A 22,073-nucleotide genomic window follows, 5' to 3' on the forward strand; every position below is an offset into this window, starting at 1 on the left:
AGACTTTGGCTCTGGTCCTAACCTATCATTGGGAACCGACAAAATCCCCTCTGTAACCTCATGAATTTGGTTTATATGTAAATCAAGATTAGTGCAATAAAAAAGAGCGGATCAACGAGTTGACCGACTCTCTTTTATTACCCTATTTCTGTGTATTTCTGTGTGCCATGCACATGAGAGCAATTCTTTACTCCGGTTTATCCGTGAGCTTCACCGACACCTTCTCGGCGTTGCCATCCCGGTAAAAGGTGATTTCAATCGTATCGCCGATCTTCTTCTTATCGTACAGATATTTCCGCAGATCCAGCGTAGAGGTAATTTTTTGCCCATCAAATTCCGTAATGACATCATTCAGCTTCATGCCCGCTTCGGATGCTGGACCGGACGCCTCCAGCACAACCACACCGCTGTCCACGTGGGATGGCAGCTTCAGGTCTTTACGCTGCTCGTCATCCAGTGGGGCGTATGGATTGCTCAGATCGACGGTATACACACCCAGATATGGACGAGATACTTTGCCATTCAGCAGCAGGGAATCGACAGTCTTCATCACTTCGTTCATCGGAATCGCAAAGCCGAGGCCTTCAACACCTGTATCCGAGATCTTCATCGTGTTGATGCCGACCAATTTGCCGTTCAGATCGGCCAACGCTCCACCACTGTTGCCTTCGTTAATCGCCGCATCCGTCTGGATTACGTTTTGTTCCCAGTCGTACACACCATCCTGATTAATGGATACCGGCAAGATCCGATCTGTATAACTCACAATACCGGATGTCAGTGTGCCACCCAGACCGAGTGGATTACCGATCGCCAGCACCGTTTGACCGCGCTGAAGTTTGCTGGAATCACCAAGCTCAGCGGCTGGACCGATGCCCTTATCATCTTGCACAGACAATACCGCAATGTCACTCACCCGGTCTTTGCCCACCAGCTTCGCCTTATGCGTTTCCCCATCCACCGTTACAATCTCCAGATCACTCGCGCCTTCCACGACGTGATGGTTGGTCATGATGTAGGCTTTGCCATCTTCCTTCTTGAAAATGACCCCTGATCCCAACGCGGAATCCTCCATCGACAGGCTGCTGCCCGTTTTATGGTTCACGATACTCACCACAGAAGGGCGAACCTTCGCCGCTGCCTGGATAATCCGGTCGTACGGATCAGCCGCCTGCGCTGTCTGTGTACCGCCTCCGCCGTTCCCTGCAGCGTTAGCCAGAGGTAATGATGCAGGCTGCATGATAAAGCTGAACAGCGTAACGGTCACAATGGAGCTGATTACCGAACTGATCACGGCTACCTTGACCGTGGAGCTAAAGCCCGAGCGTGACTTACGTGGATTCTGCCAGCGGTCCCGTCCTCTGCCCCTGCCTCCAGGGCGAATGATCTGAAGTTTACCTTTCTGTTCAGGTTCGGCGCGTCTTGATACTTTGGTTGAATAAAAATCGTCTCCAAACAATCCCATCGTGATCCTCTCCCCTTCGTTGTCACGCATCAAGACCCTGACTGCCGCCCGATCGTTTTGGCATGGCCAACGATGGTGTTCTCACATAGCCCACTCCGCCGGCAGACGAACCTTCCGATCGCTGTTACTCACAAATTTTATTGATTACCCTCTAATAAGGTAAAAATTTGTTCATAAAGGCGAGCACTCCGTTTCTTCAGGTTCCTTCTGCCGTCTCCGTTACGTGAAGACCCCAACTCATTCTTCCATGCCTTCTTGCATAAAAAATCGTTTTGCATATCGCTGCCATCCCCACTAACTCGAAATGAAGCGTCTATGTACAACAGAACGGACATCCCATTCTGCCTGTGACTCTATCAGAAATGCTCTCGCATTCTACGACATGCCTTTTTGCGCGCAAAACAGCCTCTACTATAAAAGCTCCTTATATACTAAACACGCCAAATCTTAAAAAGTTGCATAATTACGAAGATTAACGGAAATTTCCGCTATAACGCGCTTAACAATAAAGGTCCATAGTATCTATCACCACAAAACTCAGATCGTTAAGCGCAATTTTGCCTATTCCCGTGAACTTTTTCATCTTCTTAAGCAAAATGCAGCCCCTGGTTCAGCATACACGTCCCTTACGTGTAATTATAGCGGCAAAAAGAGGAATGTTTTCCATCAAGCCTGACTACAATAATAGTAAAAGACAATTCGAAGCTTCATAGAAGGAGGATTCACATTATGGATCGCACGCGTACACTCACAGCCATGGATGAAGTTCATATGGCGGCCAAGCTGGCCGATCTCAAGGAAGAACATTACCGCAATACCCTTGCCCTAAGCACGATTATTGAACTGCTCGTCGACAAAGGCATTCTGACCCGCGAGGAAGTGGAGCGCAAAGCTACCGAACTTGACAGCTTTATGGCTCACCCACCCTATCCCATGGCGTAGGCCGATCATAATACGTATCACAGAGCTTGAACTCATGATCCCGATAAAAGCAACCACGGCTCTCCATCGCATCACGCACGGTCATTTTCGCCAAGTCCATCATATTATGATCCCGGCTCAAATGTGCCAGATACGTGCGTTTGATGCGTCCGTTCATCAGTTCACTAAGCGCAGCTCCCGCCGCTTCGTTCGACAAATGCCCAATGTCGCTCAGAATGCGGCGCTTGGTGTTCCATGGATACCGCCCCATGCGCAGCAATTCGACATCATGATTCGCCTCCAGCACAAGTACATCCGAATCCGAGATCGCATCGCGAACCTTGTCGCTCATATATCCGAGATCCGTCGCGACGGACAACTTCTCACTGCCATCGTCGAACGTGTAACCTACCGGTTCCGCTGCATCATGGGAGATGCCGAAAGATTCCACGCGCAGGGAGCCAAAATCATGCTTTTCACCCGTCTCAAACACCCTCCGGTTTTCCTCTGGAATCGCCCCCACGGACTTCTCCAGTGCGGCCCACGTATTCGTGTTTGCATAGATTGGTAAATTATATTTCCGAGACATCGCGCCTAGTCCTTTAATGTGATCGGAATGTTCATGTGTAACCAGAATCCCGTCCAGCTCCGTTCCCGAAATCTCCCGTTCCAGAAACAATGCCTCCAGCCGCTTCGCGCTGAGACCTGCATCAATCATGAGGGATGTGCCCCCATGCTGTATAACCGTGGCATTCCCTGTCGAACCGCTGGATAACACGGTAAAATATATCCCCATAACGCATTACTCCCCTGGTTTGTCTGTCTTGGGACTGAATACATCCCCACTGATGCCCTGCACGTACAACACTTCGCCACTTTCCAGCACGAACCGCCATGCCGGCATCGCCACCTGCATATCTGAATTGAACAACTGGCCGTAATAGCCCAACTGAATATCTTTGACAATCGCATCATTTGGCAAAAAGTTCTCGATCAGCGTACCCAGCGCCTTCGAAGCCGGAAGCACCTGCTGATCGCTTTCCTCCGCTGTCGTAATCCGCACCGGAGTCTGACGGTAACCCGTAATTTTCTGATCGCTGTAGAATAGCTCCAGACTAACATTGAAGAGCGGCCATTTGCCATCCACTAACGGATGAAGCACAAATGCCCCATCCTCCGCCATCAACTGATCCCATCGATACGTACCGATCTGGGGAATCTCGTCTTGTAGTGCATCCTCCAACTCGCTTTGCGAGAAGATCAGCTTGCTGTCCACGGTATTTTCCAGTTCAACATCAATGCCTGTCTTGTTATCTTCAATGAATTCATACGACAGCTTCGGCAGCTTCGGCGTCTCATTCGGAATAGGAGCCAGCACCTGAATGCCCTTCTCCTCCATCGCCTGCTGTGTATTATCCGCCAGTGAGGTGAAGTCCAGATTGGCTCCGGCCGTCTCCCGCGCATCCATCCAGATCTGGTATCCCAGCACCAGATTGAGCAGCAGGAAGGCATAGATCAACACATTTTTCGCCCGTCCCCAATCCAAAACATACACCTCCTTCATTAGACTTCTTGAAATACTTTCTATAGTTGCCCAACCTGCCACTGCTACTTTAGTCTTTTATAGACTTTGAACATAATGCTTCACGATAACGGAGAGGGCAGAAAAAACCTGAAGAAACGTAGTGCTCGCCTTTATTCCCGGATTTCTCCCTTTAACTAAAGGGAATCAATGAAATCTGGGAATAACAGCGATCGGAAGGTTGTTCTGACCGCGGAGTGGATAATGCAGCCCACCTTATGTTTAATGACTATAACCCATCAAGAAACGGTGGTTTCCTCCCCGTTTCCGAAGCGGATTACCCATACCGGGATCAGCTTCATCCCATCCTCAATGCTGGATGGACGGTACGCCGGATACACGTCTACGACCTTACGATTGGTACCCGCCACCTTCTGGATGAGCGCCTTCAGCTTGTCCCCACCGGGCAGGGTGACCGATTTCTTCGTCTCCGCGCCTTCGTTCAGATATTCGAGCGAACGCTCATAACTGGACACTGTCTCCTGCTGCATTTCCATGCTGATCGTGCCGAACCGGAACTGCATCGAGTCCATAATCGGGAAGCTGCTGTAATATTGCTGGAACTGAAGCTTCGTCTTTGTATCGGTAGTATCCAGCATCATGCGTGATCGACCTTTCCAGCCACCGTGCTGATTCACAAAATCAACCGCGGACAGCGCATCCTTCGCTGCATCAATCTGTCCCGCAGGCGGTGCCGCCGGATCGGTATAACTAATCCAGCGCTGTTCTTGCTTCACTTGCAGACTGCGTTTGCTGTCTGTATAGATCTCCGATCCATCCTTTTCCCGAATGTTTCGGGTCATGCTTGGATCAAAGAATAGGCTGCGCTGCATTTGTTCGACAGTGAACTGGCCTGTAGGCACGTCAGCCTCAATCGTTTCCAGTGCTTCAGCCGGGATATAATACCCGCCATCCATCAGCGTATAAGGTGTCCAGCTGCTGCCGAAGTCCACATGCTGCTGCACGTCCTGTACGGTCAGATCCGCCTGCGTCGCCTCGTAGACCACATCGCCTTTGGCGCTGAAGAACAGGGCGTGAGCCTTGGTTTCATTTTTGGCCGTATAGATCGAGATCCGGTTAATCGTTTCCCCCTGGAAGAGAGAGTCTGTCCCGAGCCGCATCACGCGCTGTAACAACGCTACAGGGATGCCTTCCTTGAACGACAGCTCAAAGCCAGGATTCTCCTTGCGAATCTGATCCCAGTTGACCGATTGCACGCTCCGACGCTGGAAATCATCAAACGTACGCCCCTGCAACCGTGAATAGATCAACTGATAGAACGTATTGCCCGGATAAAACACCGTATGTTTGTCCTCTCCCAGATGAATAACCATCTGATCAGGGAAAATTAAATCTTCAATATTGCGCTCCTGGCCCATATTTTCGGTTTTTACATAGTTCGTCTCTGACGTCACAATCGAATCGCCCCCGCCGGGCAAACGATAGATCAGGAAGTAACTTTGTACCAAACTGGCAACGACGAGGGAAGCAAGCACCAGCGATTTAATCCGCTCTTTCAAGGTGCTCACCTCCTTCCTCACGCATGGGCAGTGTGAACGTTACCGTCGTCCCCACGTCCACCTCGGACTCCAGTGAGATATTGCCGTCGTGGGCCTTCACAATTTCCCGGGCAATGGACAACCCAAGCCCTGTGCCGCCCATACTGCGGGAACGAGCCTTGTCTACCCGATAAAACCGTTCAAAAATGCGATCCAAATCCCGCTGTGGAATCCCCATCCCCGTATCGGTCACCGATATGGCGAGAGTATGATCATCATTGCGTCTGGCCGCAATAGTAATTGTGCCACCTTCGAGCGTGTATTTCAGCGCGTTGGACACGACATTATCAAGCACCTGATCAATTTGGTCGCGATCCAGCGGAACCGCTGGAATCCCGTTCTCCACAGAAAGCACAGGCTGAATATCCTTCTGATGCATCTGGAACGAAAAACGGTCCGACACTTCTTCCAACATCTCCATGATATCGGTTGGCTGTTTGCGTAGCATCGCTTCCTTGGAATCGAGCCTGGACAGATGCAGCAGATCCGTAACCAAGCGAATCATACGCTCCGTCTCATTCTGGATTACTCCAACGAATCGTCCAGCGAGCTGCGGATCTTCCAGAGCCCCATCATCCAGCGCTTCCGCGTAGCTTTTGATGGTGGTAAGTGGTGTACGTAGCTCATGGGAGACATTCGCCACGAATTCACGTCGTGACGCTTCCAGTTCTTCCTGCTCGGTAACATCCTGAAGCACAGCGATCGTACCGGTAATGCCTAGCTCACGACGATGAACCGGTGTAAACGTCATGCGAATGACAACGGGATCTTCTTGTCCCGCAGGTGCAATCTGGAGCAGTGTCGAACCTGTAAAACCACTGGCTAACGCCTCTGCATCTTCCGGATCAATACCGAGCAATACGGCAAAGTGTCGTCCCTCAATGTCCGCCGGACGCATGCCCAGAATGCTGCTGGCACGGCGATTCACCAGAATGACTTTGCCATATTCGTCCGTTGCGACCACGCCATCGCTCATATTGGTCAGAATGGACGTGAGCTTCTCTTTCTCCTCTTCGTTCTGGGAGAGTGCATCTCGCAATCTGCTGGTCATATAGTTGAACGCCCGACTGAGCTGTCCAATCTCATCCGTTCCGAATACAGGGGTCTGCTGATCGAAGTTGCCTTCCGCGACCGCCGTCGCCCTTCGGGTGACTTCCTTGATCGGCTGCGTAATGGTATGTGACAGAATGACACCGAGCACCGCAGTTAATACCAAGGCAATCAAAATTCCGGAGATAAAAATCTTGTTAATGCCCTCCATTGTGGCATATAACTCATTCATGGAGGCGGCGATGTAAACCGCGCCGATAATCTTGCCGCCGGACAGCACCGGCTTGGCAACGACCTTTTTGCGAACATTATCCTCATCCACGATATATTCCTCATTGTCCCGAATGCCTTGCAGCGCACGGCTGACAACGGTTTGGGTGTTTTTGCGCCCAACATAGTCCGAATGGGAACTGAGCGAGGTGGTCAGCACTTTGCCGCTGGCATCCAGTACCTGAATTTCGGCACCATTAATGTTGAACAGATTGTTAACCAACACACGCAGGTTTTCCGTTTTGTCCTCGCCAGCCTCAGCTTCCCCACCAGCCATCGTCTCCCCTACAAGTACAGAGAGCATCTCAGCCCGTGCCTGCAAATCCTCAGTGAAGTTGCTGGTTAACGAGTTCTTCATCGCACTGACAAAATAAACGCCGATCAATTGCATCGCAATCAGAATCAGCAGTACATAGATAATAATCAGTTTCGCCTGAATCGTTCGAAAGAACGAAAATCGCGAGAAACGCCCCATTATATCCCCACGCTTTTGGGACTGCGCACGAGATAACCCAGCCCGCGGCGAGTCAGAATCGTTTCCGGTTTGCTCGGGTTCTCCTCAATCTTCTCACGCAGACGACGAATCGTAACATCCACGGTACGCACATCCCCGAAATATTCATATCCCCACACCGCCTGCAGCAGATGTTCACGTGTCATGACCTTGCCGGAATGCTTCGCCATATAATAGAGAAGTTCGTACTCACGGTGGGTCAGATCCAGCGGTTCGCCGCCTTTGTAAGCTGTATACATGTCCATATCAAACGCCAGATCAAATAAACGCATGACCTGCTTCTCATCATCTTCCGGCGCTTCTGCCGTGATGGCAGGCTTCTGCCGTCTGCGCATCTGTGCTTTCACCCGCGCGAGCAGCTCGCGCGTACTGAAAGGCTTTGTTACGTAATCATCCGCTCCCAGCTCCAGACCGAGCACCTTGTCGATCTCGCCATCCTTTGCAGTCAGCATAATGATCGGCATCTCCAGATGGGCACGCACCTCGCGGCACACATCCATACCATCCTTACCTGGCAGCATCAGGTCCAGCAGCATCAGATCCGGCTTCTCGGATAACGCCAATTCAACCGCACGAATGCCATCAAAAGCGCAGATGACCTCGTACCCCTCTTTTTCCAAATTAAACTTCAGAATGTCCGCAATGGGCTGTTCATCGTCCACCACCAAAATCTTCCCCTGCATCGGCTGTCTTCACCCCTATATCCTGCTTGATCCGCCTGAGCGGTCTATCTCTCTTATTCAACTTATATAAATTGTGTTTCCTACGATTTCATTGAATATAGTCTATATCATATGGCTTGTTGCCTATAGTCTATAGTTTAACATACCTGAAGCACCGTCACATCCCGATCAGGGCCAATGTGCAGCCCAAACTGAAAAATTTTTACAGCAGCAAAAAACAAGGTCAGCATCAACTGCCAACCTTGCCCTCGATTGCGATATAACTAGTTCAAGTATGTCAACGGATTTTCCACCGTTCCGTTCTTGATAATCTCAAAATGCAGATGCGTTCCGGTCGAACGGCCCGTGTTGCCCATGACGCCGATGCTTTCACCTTTTTCAACGACTTGTCCAACCTTAACACCAATGCTGTTCAAGTGCCCATAAAGTGTTTCGTATCCATTACGATGGTTAATAATAATAACATTGCCATAACCACTCTTCTGTCCTGCAAAAGTAATCACGCCCTCATCAGACGCTTTCACGTCCCGATTACCGACAAGATCGACACCTTTGTGCTGACGACCCCAGCGTTGTCCAAAGCTGCTGCTCATCGTAGCGTTTGATACCGGCCAAGCAAATTCGCCTGTACCTTCACCGACCACTTTGGTTCCACTCAGAACCACTTCAGTAACCGCTGCTTTGATGACTTCCTGGCCAAGCCATTCCTCCTGAACGACTTCACCATTTTCCTTCGTTATCCGATATTGCATGCTTTTCAGACCGCTTTGACCTGGACGCACCACTTTGGTTGTGCCTGCTTTGAGCTCAGCACTTTTGCGTACTTCCACCTGCGGTTTAATCTCAATCTGTTCAACCACCTGTTCTACCGATTTAACAGTAACGGCTGGTTTTGGCACCGTCAGTGTAAGCTCGTCCCCAATTTGCAGCGACGTTTCTTTGATGCCCGGGTTATGTTTGCGAATTTCGCTTTGCGTAATTTCGTATTTGGCGGCAATGGAAGAGATCGTATCTCCTTCACGCACGACATAAGTTACAGGCGCGTCTTTACCAACGGTTAAAGCTTCAACCGCCTCGGACACATCCCATATTTTGTTTGGATCAGCCTTCACCACATCTGTCGCTACATCTTCTTTGATGCCCACCGACTTCAGCGTAGTACTTGGCCCCTCGGCTTTCTTCGATGAGTTTGCTGATACCGACTTCGTCTTGAGCGAACTGCGCACAGCCGATGCCGATATGTACTTGTTCTGCACTTGTTCCAGAATCGCGTCTGCTGTTGCCTGATCCTTCACAATGCCGATCACTTCACCGTCTACCTTGAGCTCTACTCCCTTGGCATAGGCGGTAAGCATGTCGCCGAGCTTGTCCAGCGTCTCATCGCTGTTGACTACGGGTTTGTATGCTTTAATGGTTTCGGTCGTGATGCCGTCTGTGTTCAGCACCATTTCCGCCTCTGGATATTTATTTTGAAATTCATCGGTTTTGTCTGCAAATAATTTCTGTAATTGCGCCTCATCCGTGATGGTACCAATCTCATTTCCTTTAACCATCACTTTATAATAAGGGACGGTGTTTGCAGCAACGTATTGTTTGCCTGCGAATCCGATCGATGCAGCGATGAATAAACCGCATGCTGCTGTAATGATCCATTTGCGCGAGGCCAGAACGCGCTTTTTGTTTCCACTGAAGTTGGACATGCTCATGTTGTTTTTGTCTTCGGCCGTCCGGTGTTCCCCGGATTGTTCGTGTTCCCGGTTTTTGTCCGGTTGGCGTATGCCTCTGAAACCTTTCATGATTCTCTCCTTTTCAGCACTTCTCAGTTCGCATTTCTGTCAAGACATCACCCAGTGTGTCTGTCCCATGCTTGTCGATATTTGTATTCGGGTGTCCGCAAATCAGGACTTTAGCTGCGCTCGTAAAAGTGTCAAAATTTTAACCTTTTATCACACCCGTATACTTTAACACAGGTTTTACACTCATTTCAACTGTACACGTCATAGCGCAAAGCCGCGCCACGCTTGGTTTTCCTGTATTATCCATAAGATGGCAGAACAGAATTCTTCCCCATAACGCTTCTACTTCAGGTATACTATGTACTTTTGACCATTTTTTAAGACTAGGTTCTAAGACCCACCGAAATGTGTTTTCTTTTTCATAAAAATACAAACCGAATATCCCTCCCCAGATCATCTCTGGTGAGGGATTTCGTTAACTCTTGCTATAGAGTGCCTCATATGGCTGGATTGTATGCTTATTCCGCCTGAAGGACTTCCATCAGATTATCGTATTCTTCGCTCGTCAGATACTTGGAGATCACCTGCTCAATATCACGCAGCTCCTGTTCCGTTAAGCCGCCTTCCATGGCGCCTGAGATTTGCTGCATCTCTTTCTGAGGCAACTTGTTCATCAGCAGGCTGAAAATCTTTTCTTTTTCCTCCAACGGCAGCTTGTCTTTCTTGCCTGTGATGTCATCCGGAGATACTACAATCTCATCATTCCCTGAAGAAGCCGTACCTGTGGAGTTCGTACCTGTGGAGTTGCCGGATGCTGTATTGTTGCCAGTTGTTGTCCCAGAATCGGTACCCGTATTTGTGCCAGCATCTGCGTCTGTTCCCGCGGCTGAGGTGCCCCCTGAGCTTGAATTCGTAGCAGAAGAGTTCGTTCCTGAACCTGCTCCTTGACCCTCATCTGTTCCCGTAGCCTCTCCTGAGCTGTTGCCTGTATTCGCACCTGTTTCCCCGCTTTCTGTTCCATTGCCCATGACAGATATCGCATCTTCTGGAACATGTTCCTCCTCTGCTCCTGCCGGCTGATCTGTCGTTCCCGTTCCAGGCTTCTTCTCTTCACCGGACTTACCACCTAATGCACCCTGAAACATGGCCGTTAACCCCATGGGCTGCCCTTCCCACTGAATATTGAAACTCGCCAGCAGCGATTTTACATATGACTGAACGATTAATCCGGTTGTCAGCAGGGTCAGTGAACTGACCAGCATCACGGTAAGCAATATCTTAATGAACCATTGAAGCAACTTCATTCCCGTTCTCTCCCTCCGTTTTCCGACCCCATATCACATTCGATGTTTCAGGATCTATGAGTCTACTGTTAACCAGTATTGACGGAAATTCAGGGATTATATCAGGAAGACATGCGAAAAACCCCAGCCATCGCTAATTAAGCGATACCTGGGGCTCTATGATGCCATATAGACATATCATTTGGATGAACGTTTAACTTCGTATTGCCGGGTTAACCTAGCTGCTTATTCGTAGATAGGAAGAACCTGATTCGTTTGCTCACGGTTACGACCTACAGAGAAGATGGCGATTGGAATGCCTGTCAGTTCAGAAACACGTTTCACATAGTTCTGTGTGTTCACAGGCAGGTCTTCCAGCTTCTTCGCTGCTGTGATATCTTCGCTCCAGCCTGGAAGCTCTTCGTATACCGCTTCACATTCTGCCAGCATTTTCAGGCTTGCCGGATAGTGAGTGATAACCTCGCCGCGGAATTTGTATCCTGTGCAGATTTTCACCGTTTCCAGGCCTGTCATTACATCCAGGGAGTTCAGGGACAGACCCGTAATTCCGCTGACACGACGAGCGTGACGAACAACTACACTGTCAAACCAACCGACACGACGCGGACGTCCAGTTACAGTACCGTACTCATGTCCAGTCTCACGGATTTGGTCACCAACTGCATCATGCAGCTCTGTCGGGAAAGGACCATCTCCTACACGTGTTGTATAGGCTTTAGCCACACCGATAACCTGTTGAATACGAGCTGGGCCTACGCCAGAACCGATACATACGCCGCCTGCAGACGGATTGGATGAAGTAACGAATGGATAAGTACCTTGGTCAAGATCCAACATAACGCCTTGTGCGCCTTCGAACAATACTTTTTTGTCCTCGTCGATATATTCGTTGAGCACCACTGAAGTATCACGCACATAAGGACGCAGAATTTCTGCATATCCCAGGTAATCTTTCAGAATTTCTTCTACATCTACAGGCTCGCCGCCATAGACTTGCTCAATTACACGGTTTTTTTCTTTTACCAAATGACGCAGTTTCAGTTCGAACTCTTCCGCATCCAGCAGATCAACCATACGAATACCGATACGAGCTGATTTGTCCATGTAACATGGGCCAATTCCCTTGCCAGTTGTACCGATTTTGTTCGGGCCTTTGCTCTCTTCTTCCAATGCATCCAATACCATGTGATATGGCAGGATGATGTGTGCGCGTTCGCTGATGGACAGGTTTTTGGTCGTAAAGTCATTGTCATGAATATAGTTAATTTCTTCGATGAGTGCCTTCGGGTTGATAACCATACCGTTACCAATTACACATGCTTTATCTGTGTAGAAGATACCCGATGGGATCATCGTCAATTTATATTTTTTGTTATCGATCAGAATCGTGTGTCCTGCATTGTTACCGCCTTGGTAACGTGCAACCACGTCTGCGGATTCCGCCAAATAATCCGTAATCTTGCCTTTACCTTCGTCTCCCCATTGCGTTCCCACTACAACTACCGTTGACATAGTACATACCTCCGTGGGTGCCTTGCGCACCTTTGTATTGGTCTGTCCGTCCTCTATCTCGGCAGGAATTTGAAGTGAAATTACCAGCGGAGAAGCGTGCTAACGGACAGTGAAAATCCCCCTCGGTTTACATCCAAGGGAAGGTTTTCGCTGCTTTAACGCAGCAGTACTAGTGTACCAGTCCCTTTTTTCAAAGTCAAATCAAATGGCGAACAATTAGATATAGTCAAACTCTAATGTTCGGAATTGACTCTATATTGCGACGCAAAAAACCGGCGAAGCCAGTCAAATCTTGCTTGACGGCTAACCCCGGTTATACGCTACGCGTTTAAATCCAACGCTATATGTCGTATTCACAACGTATTTATGAGTTCATATAATCTAATGATTGATGTCGGGGACAGACGATTTCACTTTCCCAATGGAAGCAGTCTGTGCCTGTCCCCTACATGGCAAAGGCATCATTATGTGCCCGCTCGTAGTTAACGAATTTATTAAAGTTTTTTAGGAAGACCAGTTCCACCGTACCTACCGGACCATTACGCTGTTTGGCGATAATAATCTCGATAATGTTTTTCTTCTCGGTCTCCTGGTTATAGTAGTCATCCCGGTATAGGAACGCAACGATGTCGGCATCTTGCTCGATCGAACCCGATTCCCGCAAGTCACTCATCATCGGGCGTTTATCCTGACGCTGCTCTACACCCCGGCTCAGCTGAGACAAGGCAATAACCGGAACTTCCAGTTCCCGTCCAATCTGTTTCAGTGTACGCGAAATCTCGGATACCTCTTGTTGACGGTTCTCGCCGGCTTTACCGCGTCCACTAATCAGTTGAAGGTAGTCGATCAGAATCATGCCAAGGCCTTTCTCTTTCTTGAGACGACGGCATTTCGCACGAATGTCAGCTACGGTGATCCCTGGCGTATCGTCAATGTAGATATTGGCTTCATTCAAGGCTGCAATACCCATCGTCAGCTTCTGCCAATCTTCATCACCTTTGAAGTCACCCATACGCATGACACCCGCATCCAGATTGGCCTCTGCACAGATCATACGCTGTACGAGCTGTGCGGCTGACATCTCCAGACTGAATATCGCAACCGTCTCCTGCGCTCGAATGGCTACATTCTGAGCGATATTGAGGGCAAAGGCGGTCTTACCTACAGATGGACGTGCAGCTACAATAATCAAGTCACTCCGCTGGAATCCGGCGGTCATCTTGTCCAGATCGATGAACCCTGACGGAATGCCCGTCGTCGTTCCCCGGTTCTGATGCAGCGTCTCTACTCGGTCGAATACTTCCATCAGTACATCCTGAATGGCTATAAAACCGCTACTGGAACGCCGGTTGGAAATCTCCAGAATGCGCCGCTCTGCTTCTCCAAGCATAGCCGCGACATCCTCACCACCCGTGTATCCTTCACTCACAATTTGCGTAGCTGTACGAATCAGGCGACGCAGCATGGATTTCTCTTCGATAATCTGAGCGTAATAATCCACGTTCGCGGCAGTCGGAACACCATGAGCCAGCTTCGCCAGATAACTGACGCCGCCGATGTCCTCAAGCTCGCCTTTATCCTTCAGCAGCGAAGTCAGTGTCACAAGGTCAATCGGCTGATTTCCCTCGCCAAGCTGGATCATCGCTTCAAAAATTAATTGATGGGGTTTATCATAGAAATCCTCGGTTTGCACCCGTTCCATCGCTGTAATCAGGGCTTCGCCCTGCAACAGGATTGCACCCAGCACGGCCTGTTCGGCTTCCAGGTTCTGTGGGGGAATCCGGTCGAATAACATTTCGCCGCCCATCTTACTCTTCCGTTACCTGTACCTTCAAGGTAGCCTTCACTTCAGGGTGAACCTTGACGGTGACTTGTGTTACGCCGAGTGTGCGAATAGGCTCGTCCAGCTCAATTTTGCGTTTGTCGACTTTCAGACCTTTCGCTGCCAGAGCTTCTGCGATTTGTTTGCTCGTGATTGCTCCGAACAGACGGCCGCCTTCGCCAGATTTTGCTTTCAGTTCAGTCACTTCAGCTTCCAGCTTTTTAGCCAGAGCTTCCGCTTCTGCTTTTTCTTCCTGCTTACGTCTGTCTTCCGCTGCCTTCTGGTTATCCAATGTTTTCATGTTTCCATCTGTTGCTGGACGTGCGATTCCCCGTGGCAGAAGGAAGTTCTGTGCGTATCCCTCGGACACTTCCTTCACTTGTCCTTTTTTACCTTGACCCTTCATATCTTTTATAAAAATGACTTTCATTCGAACAAACCCTCTTCCTTTTCGATTTCAGCCAGTACGTTCGTCAGCCGTTTTTCCGCCTCTCCAAGCGTTCCTTCAAGCTGCACGGCAGCATTCGTCAAATGTCCGCCACCGCCCAGTCGTTCCATGACCACCTGAACATTCATGCGACCCAGCGATCTCGCGCTGATGCCAATCAGTCCATCCGGTCGTTCACTAATGACAAATGAAGCGACCACGTCGGTCATATTGAGCAATGTGTCCGCCACTTGGGCGATCATCATCTGTGGAATCTTGTTGCCAGGGTCTGTGACCGCCAGCGCAATGTTCCCGTATACCATTTTAGCATGCTTTATGATTTCTGCCTTAGCAATATATTCTGACAAATCTTCTTTCATCAGCCGCTGGATCATAATGGTATCTGCACCACTACGACGCAGGAAGCCTGCCGCTTCAAACGTTCTCGATCCCGTATGGAGTGCAAAATGCTTCGTATCCACCGTAATCCCGGCTAATAATGCCGTCGCTTCCAGTGGAGTAAATTGCACCTTGTCGTGAATATATTGGAGTAGCTCAGTCACCAGTTCTGCTGCCGAGGAGGCATATGGTTCCAGATAGATCAACACAGCATCGTTAATGAATTCTTCACCCCTACGGTGATGATCCACAACCACGACACGCGTAGCGGATTGAACCAGCTTCGGCTCCATTGTCATGGATGCCTTGTGTGTATCGACAACAACGAGCAACGTATGCTCCGTCATCATCTGGGTGGCCTGTTCCGGCGATACAAAGGCTTTGGACAGCTTTTCATCCTTATTTACCTGTTCCATCATGCGTTCAATGGAAGGATTGGGCCCATCCAGTACAATTCGTGCTTCCACATTGTACAGACTTGCCGCTTTCCATACCCCAATAGACGCACCAATCGCATCCATATCAGGCATTTTGTGGCCCATGATAATTACCCGGTCGCTCTCCTGCATCAGATCACGCAATGCATGTGCGATAACCCGGGCTCTTACCCGTGTACGTTTCTCAACCGCGTTAGACTTCCCACCGTAAAAGGACAACCGTTGTCCAGATTTGACGGCAGCCTGGTCACCACCACGGCCAAGTGCCATATCCAGACTGGACTGAGCTAGTTCTCCCATCTCACTGATGGAATCCGAACCAAATGCCAGTCCTACACTTAGTGTCATTGGCACCTTAAGATCAGCGGTCATCTCACGGACTTCATCCAGAATGACAAACCGGCTCTGCTCCAGTTCCTGCAAAGACTTATAGTTCAGCATCATGAGATAACGATCAGAGGAGAGGCGGCGCAGGTACACCTCATACCGTTTCGCCCAGGACGTGATCTCACTTGTTACGCGGGCAATCAGTGCAGTTCGCTGCTGGTCGTCCATGCCTTGGGCTGCTTCGTCCAGATTATCGAGAACCAGAATGCCCAGTGCAATGCGTTCATTCTCATATTTATCACGAAGAATGGCTAGCTCCGTAATCTCGTAGACATATACATACCGTTCCTGCGGATTATGGATAACACCATAATATCGATCATCCAGTTGGAATTCGTCATGAAGTTCCTTGGACGGCTCCTTGGTCCCATCCTTTTTTTCCTTCGGTTGAGGAAGTTTAGGAAATAAATTTTGCAGCGGATTGCCTACCATCGTCTTCTCTTGGAACATGTCCGCGACGAAGCGATTATGCCACTCTACGGTACGATCTTCGCTGTACAGCACAATACCGAATGGGAGCATGCTGACCGCTTCTCCCTCCATTCGCTTAATCCGAATGGACAGGCCATTAATGTAGTCGTTAAGCTCACGACGGAACGCGAGCTCCGCCTTAATCATGACGATTCCCAGCGCCGAAGCCAGTATCAGACTAATCAAACCAAGCGTCCAGTTGTAGATGGTCACGAACATAACAAGCAGAAGCAGCAGTATGAACGCCCATACGGTATAGTAGCCGTGCCAGCGTTTCTTCAGAAATTTAGGCATGACTCATCACCCTATCGTTTTGGTTTCGATATTGCCTCGCGAAGCGGGAACGCCAGATCGATAATCCCGATAATCCGCAGCGGTCCAATGAAGAAGACTGCTGCCGCCAGCAAATATGGTACAACCGGATTCCATTTCTTTGCATGTGAGAGAAAGAAGAAGAAGCCGATAGCTTGAATCATGAAGCCCAAATTGATTAGAGGCGACAAGTTCATGGCAATCATGGTCCAGTACGATCCGTCACTCTGTCTGGATATCACTTCGAACAACAATGCCAGGAAGTAATACCAGATCAGGGCACGCGGCATACGCCATTCACGCGCAGGTGGAAATTTCGGTACAACCACACCCATAACGTTCAGAATCGGACGTGCAATGAGATGTGTGATTAGAGCCATGACCAGAGACGTGACCACCAAGGCGAATGGAATCATAAGCTGCGTCTGTCTTGCGACATCCTGTGTCATTTCAGGTGTCCATACAAACCCATTTACCATCTGACTGGATGAATTCGTCAGCGGTTCAATCGTCAATCTGACCACATCATCAATATAACTCGACAAATCAAACTGGAAGATTACACTTCCAATCAACAGGACCAACAGATATTCGGCCAGCATGGCTCCGCTTCCTACCATTAGGGCGAATAGGGCTGACTTTTTTTTCTTGTACGCATTGCCCATAACAATGGCGGGCAGGGTGAACAAAAGCAGTAATAACAAATAAATCGGACTAAATATGACCAAAATAATCGCCACTGGGACGAGATGCCATATGAATGATTTTACCGGTAATGAAGCAAACAAAATAACTCCAGGTATCATCATGAAAAATATGGCCAGAACCGATAAAGGAGTTAACAGCGAAAGTAGCAAGAGCAGATAAACTACGCTCCAGACAGCTGATTTAAAGCTAAATTTCAACAAATTCACCTCTTACGCATGTGATCTTCTAGCGCGGAAATATCCTGGTACCAATCTTCCAACTGGTGACCTTCCTGTTTATGCTTTTTCAATTTCTCAACAAGCAGTGCATCCAGATCCTTGAAAGGAATACCGAGCCTGCGGCCCAATATGTAACTACTCATCATCAAACTGGCGAGACTGTCCCCGATTCGGGTTGTACTGCCTTCCCATAACGCTTTGAATAATCGGGATACCTGATCAAGTACTTCGGTTTTAAGCCATTCAATCACTTTAGCGCGTTTGGCTACATCCAGTTCTTTAGGCATATTGGCGAAAGTCACTCTCCCCCGAAAAAGCTTTATTCTCCATTATAGCATAAAAAGGGGGGCCGCAAAATTACCCCAAAAAGCGGAGAAGTCCTCCGAAACTTATCTCAGGTACTTTGCGGGGACCCCGTAGAACGAATTCGTATTTTATCTTGTCAAAAATTCATTTAAGTTCGCTCTTGTTCAGCTCTTCTTAAGTTTAACATGATACCGGACGGCTGTGATTATCCACGTTGCTGCAACAATATCGAAATTTGTTTCGACTTACTTCACTTTCATGGATTCCTTGGCCACAATACCCTCGCAATACTCAATAATTTGACTCCGTCTTACGATCCCAATGAAACGCTCCATATCATCAACAACCGGCACAAAGTTCTGAACTTTGGCCAAATTAATCAAATCCTCCATGTTGGCTTCTATGGATACCGGTTTGATATCCAACCGAAGTGGAACGTCCTTGAGCAGAAATTTTGAAGCGTTTTCAAATGTGATCTTTCCCTCGGCGTTCTTCATATACCATAACAGGTCACCTTCGGTAACCGTTCCGATATACTTGCCTTCCTTATTCAAAATGGGCACCGCCGTGAACCGATGATATTCCATCCGTTCCAACGTTTGCCGCAGAGTAGAATCCGACGTTACGCACGTAACTTCTTGTTTGGGCAGCAAAAAAAATGCGATGTTCATACCCTTAAGTATCCTCCTTATGAATTTCATCAGTCAGCTTATTACATTCAACTTACATAGTACGCATTAGAACGCAAGATGTTCCAAAAGGACATGATTCCTTCTACAAAGTAAAAAAAACAGCAGCCCGCCAATAAACGCACTGCTGATCGTTGTCAAAAACATAACGGCTGTATGGAATTGGTTACTCGATCTTCTGCCGGTCAGGAATCATCACTTCACCGGCTGGGGTCGACTCATCCATCCAGTTGTTAATCAGCTCTTTGGCATATTGGACGTCTTTCTCATCTGCCTTGCCATAATAAATTCCGTTTTTCCGCATCCCTTCGCCCAAAATAGTGAAGCTTGAGATCTGCGGTTTTTCCTGAGTCAATACCTGCTTGGCCAGATCAATAATGAAGGAAGGTTGCATATCCGTCTGGAAGCTGTCTCCCATAATCTGAATCAATTCAGGGATTTTGCTGATGGCGTTCAGATTAAGCATCTCGTTCGCCATGGCATTCAGGAAAATCTGCTGCCGTTTGGTGCGATTAAAATCGCTATCCTCACGGTATCTTACATAGTAAAGTGCTTCCTGCCCGTCGTAGATCGGCTTACCACCTTCTATTGTGAACTGCACATGTTCAGGGTTCTTGTTCACAATGTCCTCATCAATCGGCAGCTTCACTCCACCAAGCGCATCCACGACTTTTTTGATCCCGTCAAAGTTAATCGTTGCATAGTAACCTACATCCGCATCGAGAAATTTCTCCACCGTATTGATAGACATATTCTCCCCACCGAAGGCGTAGGCATGCGCGAGCTTATCATAATCATCCTCGCCATCCTTGTTGGCATCACGTCCAACAATCTGCACATAGGTGTCACGTGGAATGGATACCAGGAGTACGCGGGATTCTTTCGGACGAACAACGGCATAGATGACCGTGTCTGAGCGCCCACGTGTTTTCTCATAGGCACGTTTGTCTGAGCCTAGCAGCAACACCGAGAACGGTTCTTTGCGATATACTGTTGGGTCAGGCGTATTGTTGCCCTCCTGTGGTACATAGGAACGGGACAATTGGTCTTCTACTGAACCGGCGAGAAACAGATCGAAGGCCGCTACAGCAAGCTGCTGACGAAACAAATAGCCCCCGATTAACAAAACAACGAGCGATACTAGCGTTATATATAGACCTTTTCTTCTTTTCTTCTTCTTATCTTTAGTTCTGCTTGTCATCCATCGATTCCTTCTTCACTGTCAAAATGAAATTCGATACTACTATTATATAAGTTGAATTTAACTTATCCTGACCCCGCAACGGTACAGTGTTAATGATCCGTTCAACTTATATACTTACCATTAAACGTGCGCAATGGCTTGTGACACGGTGTTCTCTGAAGTTTTCTCTATCTGAAAAGAAAACGCCGCTCACGCTCGTTCTATTGTAATCATTGCTGGATGATGAAAAGTTACAATACGGTTAAATTGAAAAGAACAGCGACCTTTTTTTACTGGCAAAAGGTGCACTGTTCTCTTGATGTGGAATGGCCATCCATTCAGTTTGTTGAGGCTGTCTCCACCCGATTCCTCTTCTCTTTATGACGCTGACGTCCTGTAATAAGCGCAGCGATTAACGTGAGTACACTGAAAATAACCGCAGACCAGAACAGCCCATTATACCCCTCGCCGGTTGTCTGATGTAGAGCCTGTAGCAGCACATCTCGAATGCCCGGATCAGGGATTTGGGACAGTCCTTCGGTTATGCTGGAAATGTCGCTTCCTGAAGCTGCACCGCCAGATGCATATTGTTGAAGCGCTTCGGGCGGCACCTGAATGCCCTGATCTGCGAAACCTTGCTGAATATTGGAACCCAGGTTGGAGAACGAGCGGGCCAGGAAACCGGCAAAAATGGTTGGTGCAATCGCCATAGCCATCTGACGGAACAAGGAACTGGTCGCTACTGCAATCCCCTTGTTGTTCTCACCCGCTTGTTCAGTAACGAGCACGTTGACCGGAGCTCCCAGCATCATACCGAAGCCTATCCCCACGAGTACACTCGCAATCACGAATTGCCAGATATGTTCTACCCATAGCGGGAAGAGCAGGAAGCCGATAGCGGACAGCAATCCTGCTACAGATAACGTCCAGATTGGCCCTTTGCGGTCAACCAGATAACCACCACCACCCGCACCAATGCCTGAAGCAAGAGCAAGCGGTGTAAACCAGTAGCCGGAGGCTGTGTTGGATACCCCGAGGTACTGCTCAACAAAGCCTGGAATAAAGATCACAGATGCCAGAATGGCTCCTGAGAAAAAGGCAATCAGCAACGTCCAACGAAAGGACGCAATGCCCAGAAGCTGTGTAGATACAACAGGTTCACGTTGTGATCCTTCCAGCCTTTTTTCAAGAAAGTAGAAGAGGACCAGAATCACTACACCTGCCAAGAAGAAACCATAGAACGTCGGTGAGCCTAGACTTTGCAGCATATTTACGCCATCCAGGTTGCTAAAGCTGTACATCAGACTGAGCACACCCAGCGTCAGGACCGCGATTCCACTCCAGTCCACTGCCTTACGGCTCAGCTCCTGTTCTTCATGAATATAACGGATACCTGCAATAAACAACAAAATGGCGATCGGTACATTGATCAAGAACAACCAGTGCCAATTCCCCGTAATGTCGAGGATAAAAGCACCGATATTCGGCCCAAGAATCGCTGCAACCCCGTTCATCCCTCCCAGAAGACCCAAGGCTGTACCCTGACGCTCCGCCGGGAACTTGCTTAATACGTAAGAGCTCGCAATGATAAAAATCCCGCCACCACCCAACGCCTGGATGACACGAGCAATCAGGAAGAAGGTAAACGATGTGCTTAACGCAACGAGTAAAGACCCAATTCCGAACAAAGCCACTTCAATCAGGAACAGCTTCTTGCGTCCATAACGGTCGGAGAGCTTACCCGCAATTGGCACACTCACCGCAAGTCCAAGCGTATAAAGCGTAATTGTCCATGCTCCCCACGTCGGCGACACGCCAAACGACGCATTTAAAGTCGTCAGAGACGACGTAATAATTCCGTTATCCAGCGCAGCCATAAACACCCCGATAGCAAATAGGATAAGCGGCCATTTCATTTGTTTTTGCATCACATATTTCCTCCCCAATCAGATTGCAATCCAGTAGCGTAAGGCTGTATTGATACATATATATTAAACCGACTCGAACATTAATGACTCACTGGTCATTTTAAAACAGAAGGGTTTCATATGTCAATTTGATAATATGCTTGTATACCTCACTCAATTCCCTGCTCCACCAAATAAGGCCGTCCCTCAG

The 22,073-nt window shown here is 48.7% G+C and carries 18 protein-coding genes; 1 reads left to right on the top strand and 17 read right to left on the bottom strand.

From position 1 onward, the window contains the following. Positions 1-187: 187 nt before the first annotated feature. Positions 188-1,465 (bottom strand): S1C family serine protease, encoded by a 1,278-nt coding sequence (locus RS891_RS31355; RefSeq protein WP_063567361.1) that lies wholly within the window; start codon positions 1,463-1,465, stop codon positions 188-190. A 729-nt stretch (positions 1,466-2,194) separates the two neighbouring features. Here RS891_RS31355 and RS891_RS31360 point away from each other — a divergent pair. Beyond that, entirely contained in the window at positions 2,195-2,407 is a 213-nt protein-coding gene (locus RS891_RS31360; protein WP_053781978.1) for a hypothetical protein, read from the top strand. On the opposite strand, the gene RS891_RS31365 is transcribed toward RS891_RS31360, so the two are convergent. The 16 genes from RS891_RS31365 to RS891_RS31440 all read right to left on the bottom strand — a co-directional run bounded on the left by RS891_RS31365 (position 2,376) and on the right by RS891_RS31440 (position 21,883). Continuing rightward, positions 2,376-3,182 carry an MBL fold metallo-hydrolase gene (locus tag RS891_RS31365; protein WP_062327768.1) on the bottom strand — a complete coding sequence of 269 codons (807 nt, stop codon included), beginning with the start codon at positions 3,180-3,182 and terminating at the stop codon, positions 2,376-2,378. The two genes, RS891_RS31360 and RS891_RS31365, sit on opposite strands and share 32 nt — an antisense overlap. A 6-nt stretch (positions 3,183-3,188) precedes the next feature. Next, a complete protein-coding gene (gene yycI / locus RS891_RS31370) occupies positions 3,189-3,932 on the bottom strand; it encodes a two-component system regulatory protein YycI (protein WP_091001357.1) in 744 nt (247 codons plus the stop codon). 275 nt (positions 3,933-4,207) lie between these two features. Then, positions 4,208-5,488: a YycH family regulatory protein gene (locus RS891_RS31375; RefSeq protein WP_113053300.1), complete on the bottom strand. Its 1,281-nt coding sequence runs from the start codon at positions 5,486-5,488 to the stop codon at positions 4,208-4,210. After that, complete coding sequence (walK, locus tag RS891_RS31380) at positions 5,472-7,322, bottom strand: cell wall metabolism sensor histidine kinase WalK (RefSeq protein WP_076287197.1); 1,851 nt, start codon at positions 7,320-7,322, stop codon at positions 5,472-5,474. Before walK ends, RS891_RS31375 begins: the two co-directional genes overlap by 17 nt. Further along, positions 7,322-8,044, bottom strand: coding sequence for a response regulator YycF (yycF, locus tag RS891_RS31385; RefSeq protein ID WP_315794117.1), 723 nt, complete (start codon positions 8,042-8,044; stop codon positions 7,322-7,324). The genes walK and yycF overlap by 1 nt, the downstream gene beginning before the upstream one ends. A 263-nt stretch (positions 8,045-8,307) precedes the next feature. After that, entirely contained in the window at positions 8,308-9,840 is a 1,533-nt protein-coding gene (locus tag RS891_RS31390) for a peptidoglycan DD-metalloendopeptidase family protein (protein WP_315794118.1), read from the bottom strand. A 458-nt stretch (positions 9,841-10,298) separates the two neighbouring features. Continuing rightward, positions 10,299-11,084, bottom strand: a complete 786-nt coding sequence (locus tag RS891_RS31395) for a hypothetical protein (protein WP_315794119.1) — start codon at positions 11,082-11,084, stop codon at positions 10,299-10,301. A gap of 225 nt (positions 11,085-11,309) precedes the next feature. After that, positions 11,310-12,596: an adenylosuccinate synthase gene (locus RS891_RS31400; RefSeq protein WP_076287194.1), complete on the bottom strand. Its 1,287-nt coding sequence runs from the start codon at positions 12,594-12,596 to the stop codon at positions 11,310-11,312. Between the two features lie 445 nt (positions 12,597-13,041). Continuing rightward, on the bottom strand, positions 13,042-14,403 hold the full coding sequence (gene dnaB / locus RS891_RS31405) for a replicative DNA helicase (protein WP_062327745.1): 1,362 nt from the start codon (positions 14,401-14,403) through the stop codon (positions 13,042-13,044). Position 14,404: 1 nt separating this feature from the next. Next, positions 14,405-14,848, bottom strand: coding sequence for a 50S ribosomal protein L9 (gene rplI, locus RS891_RS31410; protein WP_024629550.1), 444 nt, complete (start codon positions 14,846-14,848; stop codon positions 14,405-14,407). Further along, entirely contained in the window at positions 14,845-16,833 is a 1,989-nt protein-coding gene (locus tag RS891_RS31415; protein WP_113053304.1) for a DHH family phosphoesterase, read from the bottom strand. Before RS891_RS31415 ends, rplI begins: the two co-directional genes overlap by 4 nt. An 11-nt stretch (positions 16,834-16,844) precedes the next feature. Beyond that, positions 16,845-17,756: a DUF2232 domain-containing protein gene (locus RS891_RS31420; protein ID WP_076287681.1), complete on the bottom strand. Its 912-nt coding sequence runs from the start codon at positions 17,754-17,756 to the stop codon at positions 16,845-16,847. Positions 17,757-17,761: 5 nt separating this feature from the next. Continuing rightward, positions 17,762-18,064: a MazG-like family protein gene (locus RS891_RS31425; RefSeq protein ID WP_024629547.1), complete on the bottom strand. Its 303-nt coding sequence runs from the start codon at positions 18,062-18,064 to the stop codon at positions 17,762-17,764. Positions 18,065-18,328: 264 nt separating this feature from the next. Continuing rightward, positions 18,329-18,754, bottom strand: a complete 426-nt coding sequence (locus RS891_RS31430; RefSeq protein ID WP_063567369.1) for a CBS domain-containing protein — start codon at positions 18,752-18,754, stop codon at positions 18,329-18,331. A 184-nt stretch (positions 18,755-18,938) separates the two neighbouring features. Continuing rightward, positions 18,939-19,973 (bottom strand): LCP family protein, encoded by a 1,035-nt coding sequence (locus RS891_RS31435; protein WP_063567370.1) that lies wholly within the window; start codon positions 19,971-19,973, stop codon positions 18,939-18,941. A 320-nt stretch (positions 19,974-20,293) separates the two neighbouring features. Next, entirely contained in the window at positions 20,294-21,883 is a 1,590-nt protein-coding gene (locus RS891_RS31440) for an MFS transporter (RefSeq protein WP_315794121.1), read from the bottom strand. Positions 21,884-22,073 lie beyond the last annotated feature (190 nt).

The organism is Paenibacillus sp. BIC5C1, from assembly GCF_032399705.1.
GTDB lineage: Bacteria > Bacillota > Bacilli > Paenibacillales > Paenibacillaceae > Paenibacillus > Paenibacillus taichungensis_A.

Excerpts from the sequence above, each read along its gene's own strand:
- RS891_RS31355 (WP_063567361.1), bottom strand. The coding sequence starts at position 1,465 with ATGGGATTGTTTGGAGACGATTTTTATTCAACCAAAGTATCAAGACGC.
- RS891_RS31360 (WP_053781978.1), top strand. The coding sequence starts at position 2,195 with ATGGATCGCACGCGTACACTCACAGCCATGGATGAAGTTCATATGGCG.
- RS891_RS31365 (WP_062327768.1), bottom strand. The coding sequence starts at position 3,182 with ATGGGGATATATTTTACCGTGTTATCCAGCGGTTCGACAGGGAATGCC.
- walK (WP_076287197.1), bottom strand. The coding sequence starts at position 7,322 with ATGGGGCGTTTCTCGCGATTTTCGTTCTTTCGAACGATTCAGGCGAAA.
- yycF (WP_315794117.1), bottom strand. The coding sequence starts at position 8,044 with ATGCAGGGGAAGATTTTGGTGGTGGACGATGAACAGCCCATTGCGGAC.
- RS891_RS31390 (WP_315794118.1), bottom strand. The coding sequence starts at position 9,840 with ATGAAAGGTTTCAGAGGCATACGCCAACCGGACAAAAACCGGGAACAC.
- RS891_RS31395 (WP_315794119.1), bottom strand. The coding sequence starts at position 11,084 with ATGAAGTTGCTTCAATGGTTCATTAAGATATTGCTTACCGTGATGCTG.
- RS891_RS31400 (WP_076287194.1), bottom strand. The coding sequence starts at position 12,596 with ATGTCAACGGTAGTTGTAGTGGGAACGCAATGGGGAGACGAAGGTAAA.
- dnaB (WP_062327745.1), bottom strand. The coding sequence starts at position 14,403 with ATGGGCGGCGAAATGTTATTCGACCGGATTCCCCCACAGAACCTGGAA.
- rplI (WP_024629550.1), bottom strand. The coding sequence starts at position 14,848 with ATGAAAGTCATTTTTATAAAAGATATGAAGGGTCAAGGTAAAAAAGGA.
- RS891_RS31415 (WP_113053304.1), bottom strand. The coding sequence starts at position 16,833 with ATGCCTAAATTTCTGAAGAAACGCTGGCACGGCTACTATACCGTATGG.
- RS891_RS31425 (WP_024629547.1), bottom strand. The coding sequence starts at position 18,064 with ATGCCTAAAGAACTGGATGTAGCCAAACGCGCTAAAGTGATTGAATGG.
- RS891_RS31430 (WP_063567369.1), bottom strand. The coding sequence starts at position 18,754 with ATGAACATCGCATTTTTTTTGCTGCCCAAACAAGAAGTTACGTGCGTA.
- RS891_RS31435 (WP_063567370.1), bottom strand. The coding sequence starts at position 19,973 with ATGACAAGCAGAACTAAAGATAAGAAGAAGAAAAGAAGAAAAGGTCTA.
- RS891_RS31440 (WP_315794121.1), bottom strand. The coding sequence starts at position 21,883 with ATGCAAAAACAAATGAAATGGCCGCTTATCCTATTTGCTATCGGGGTG.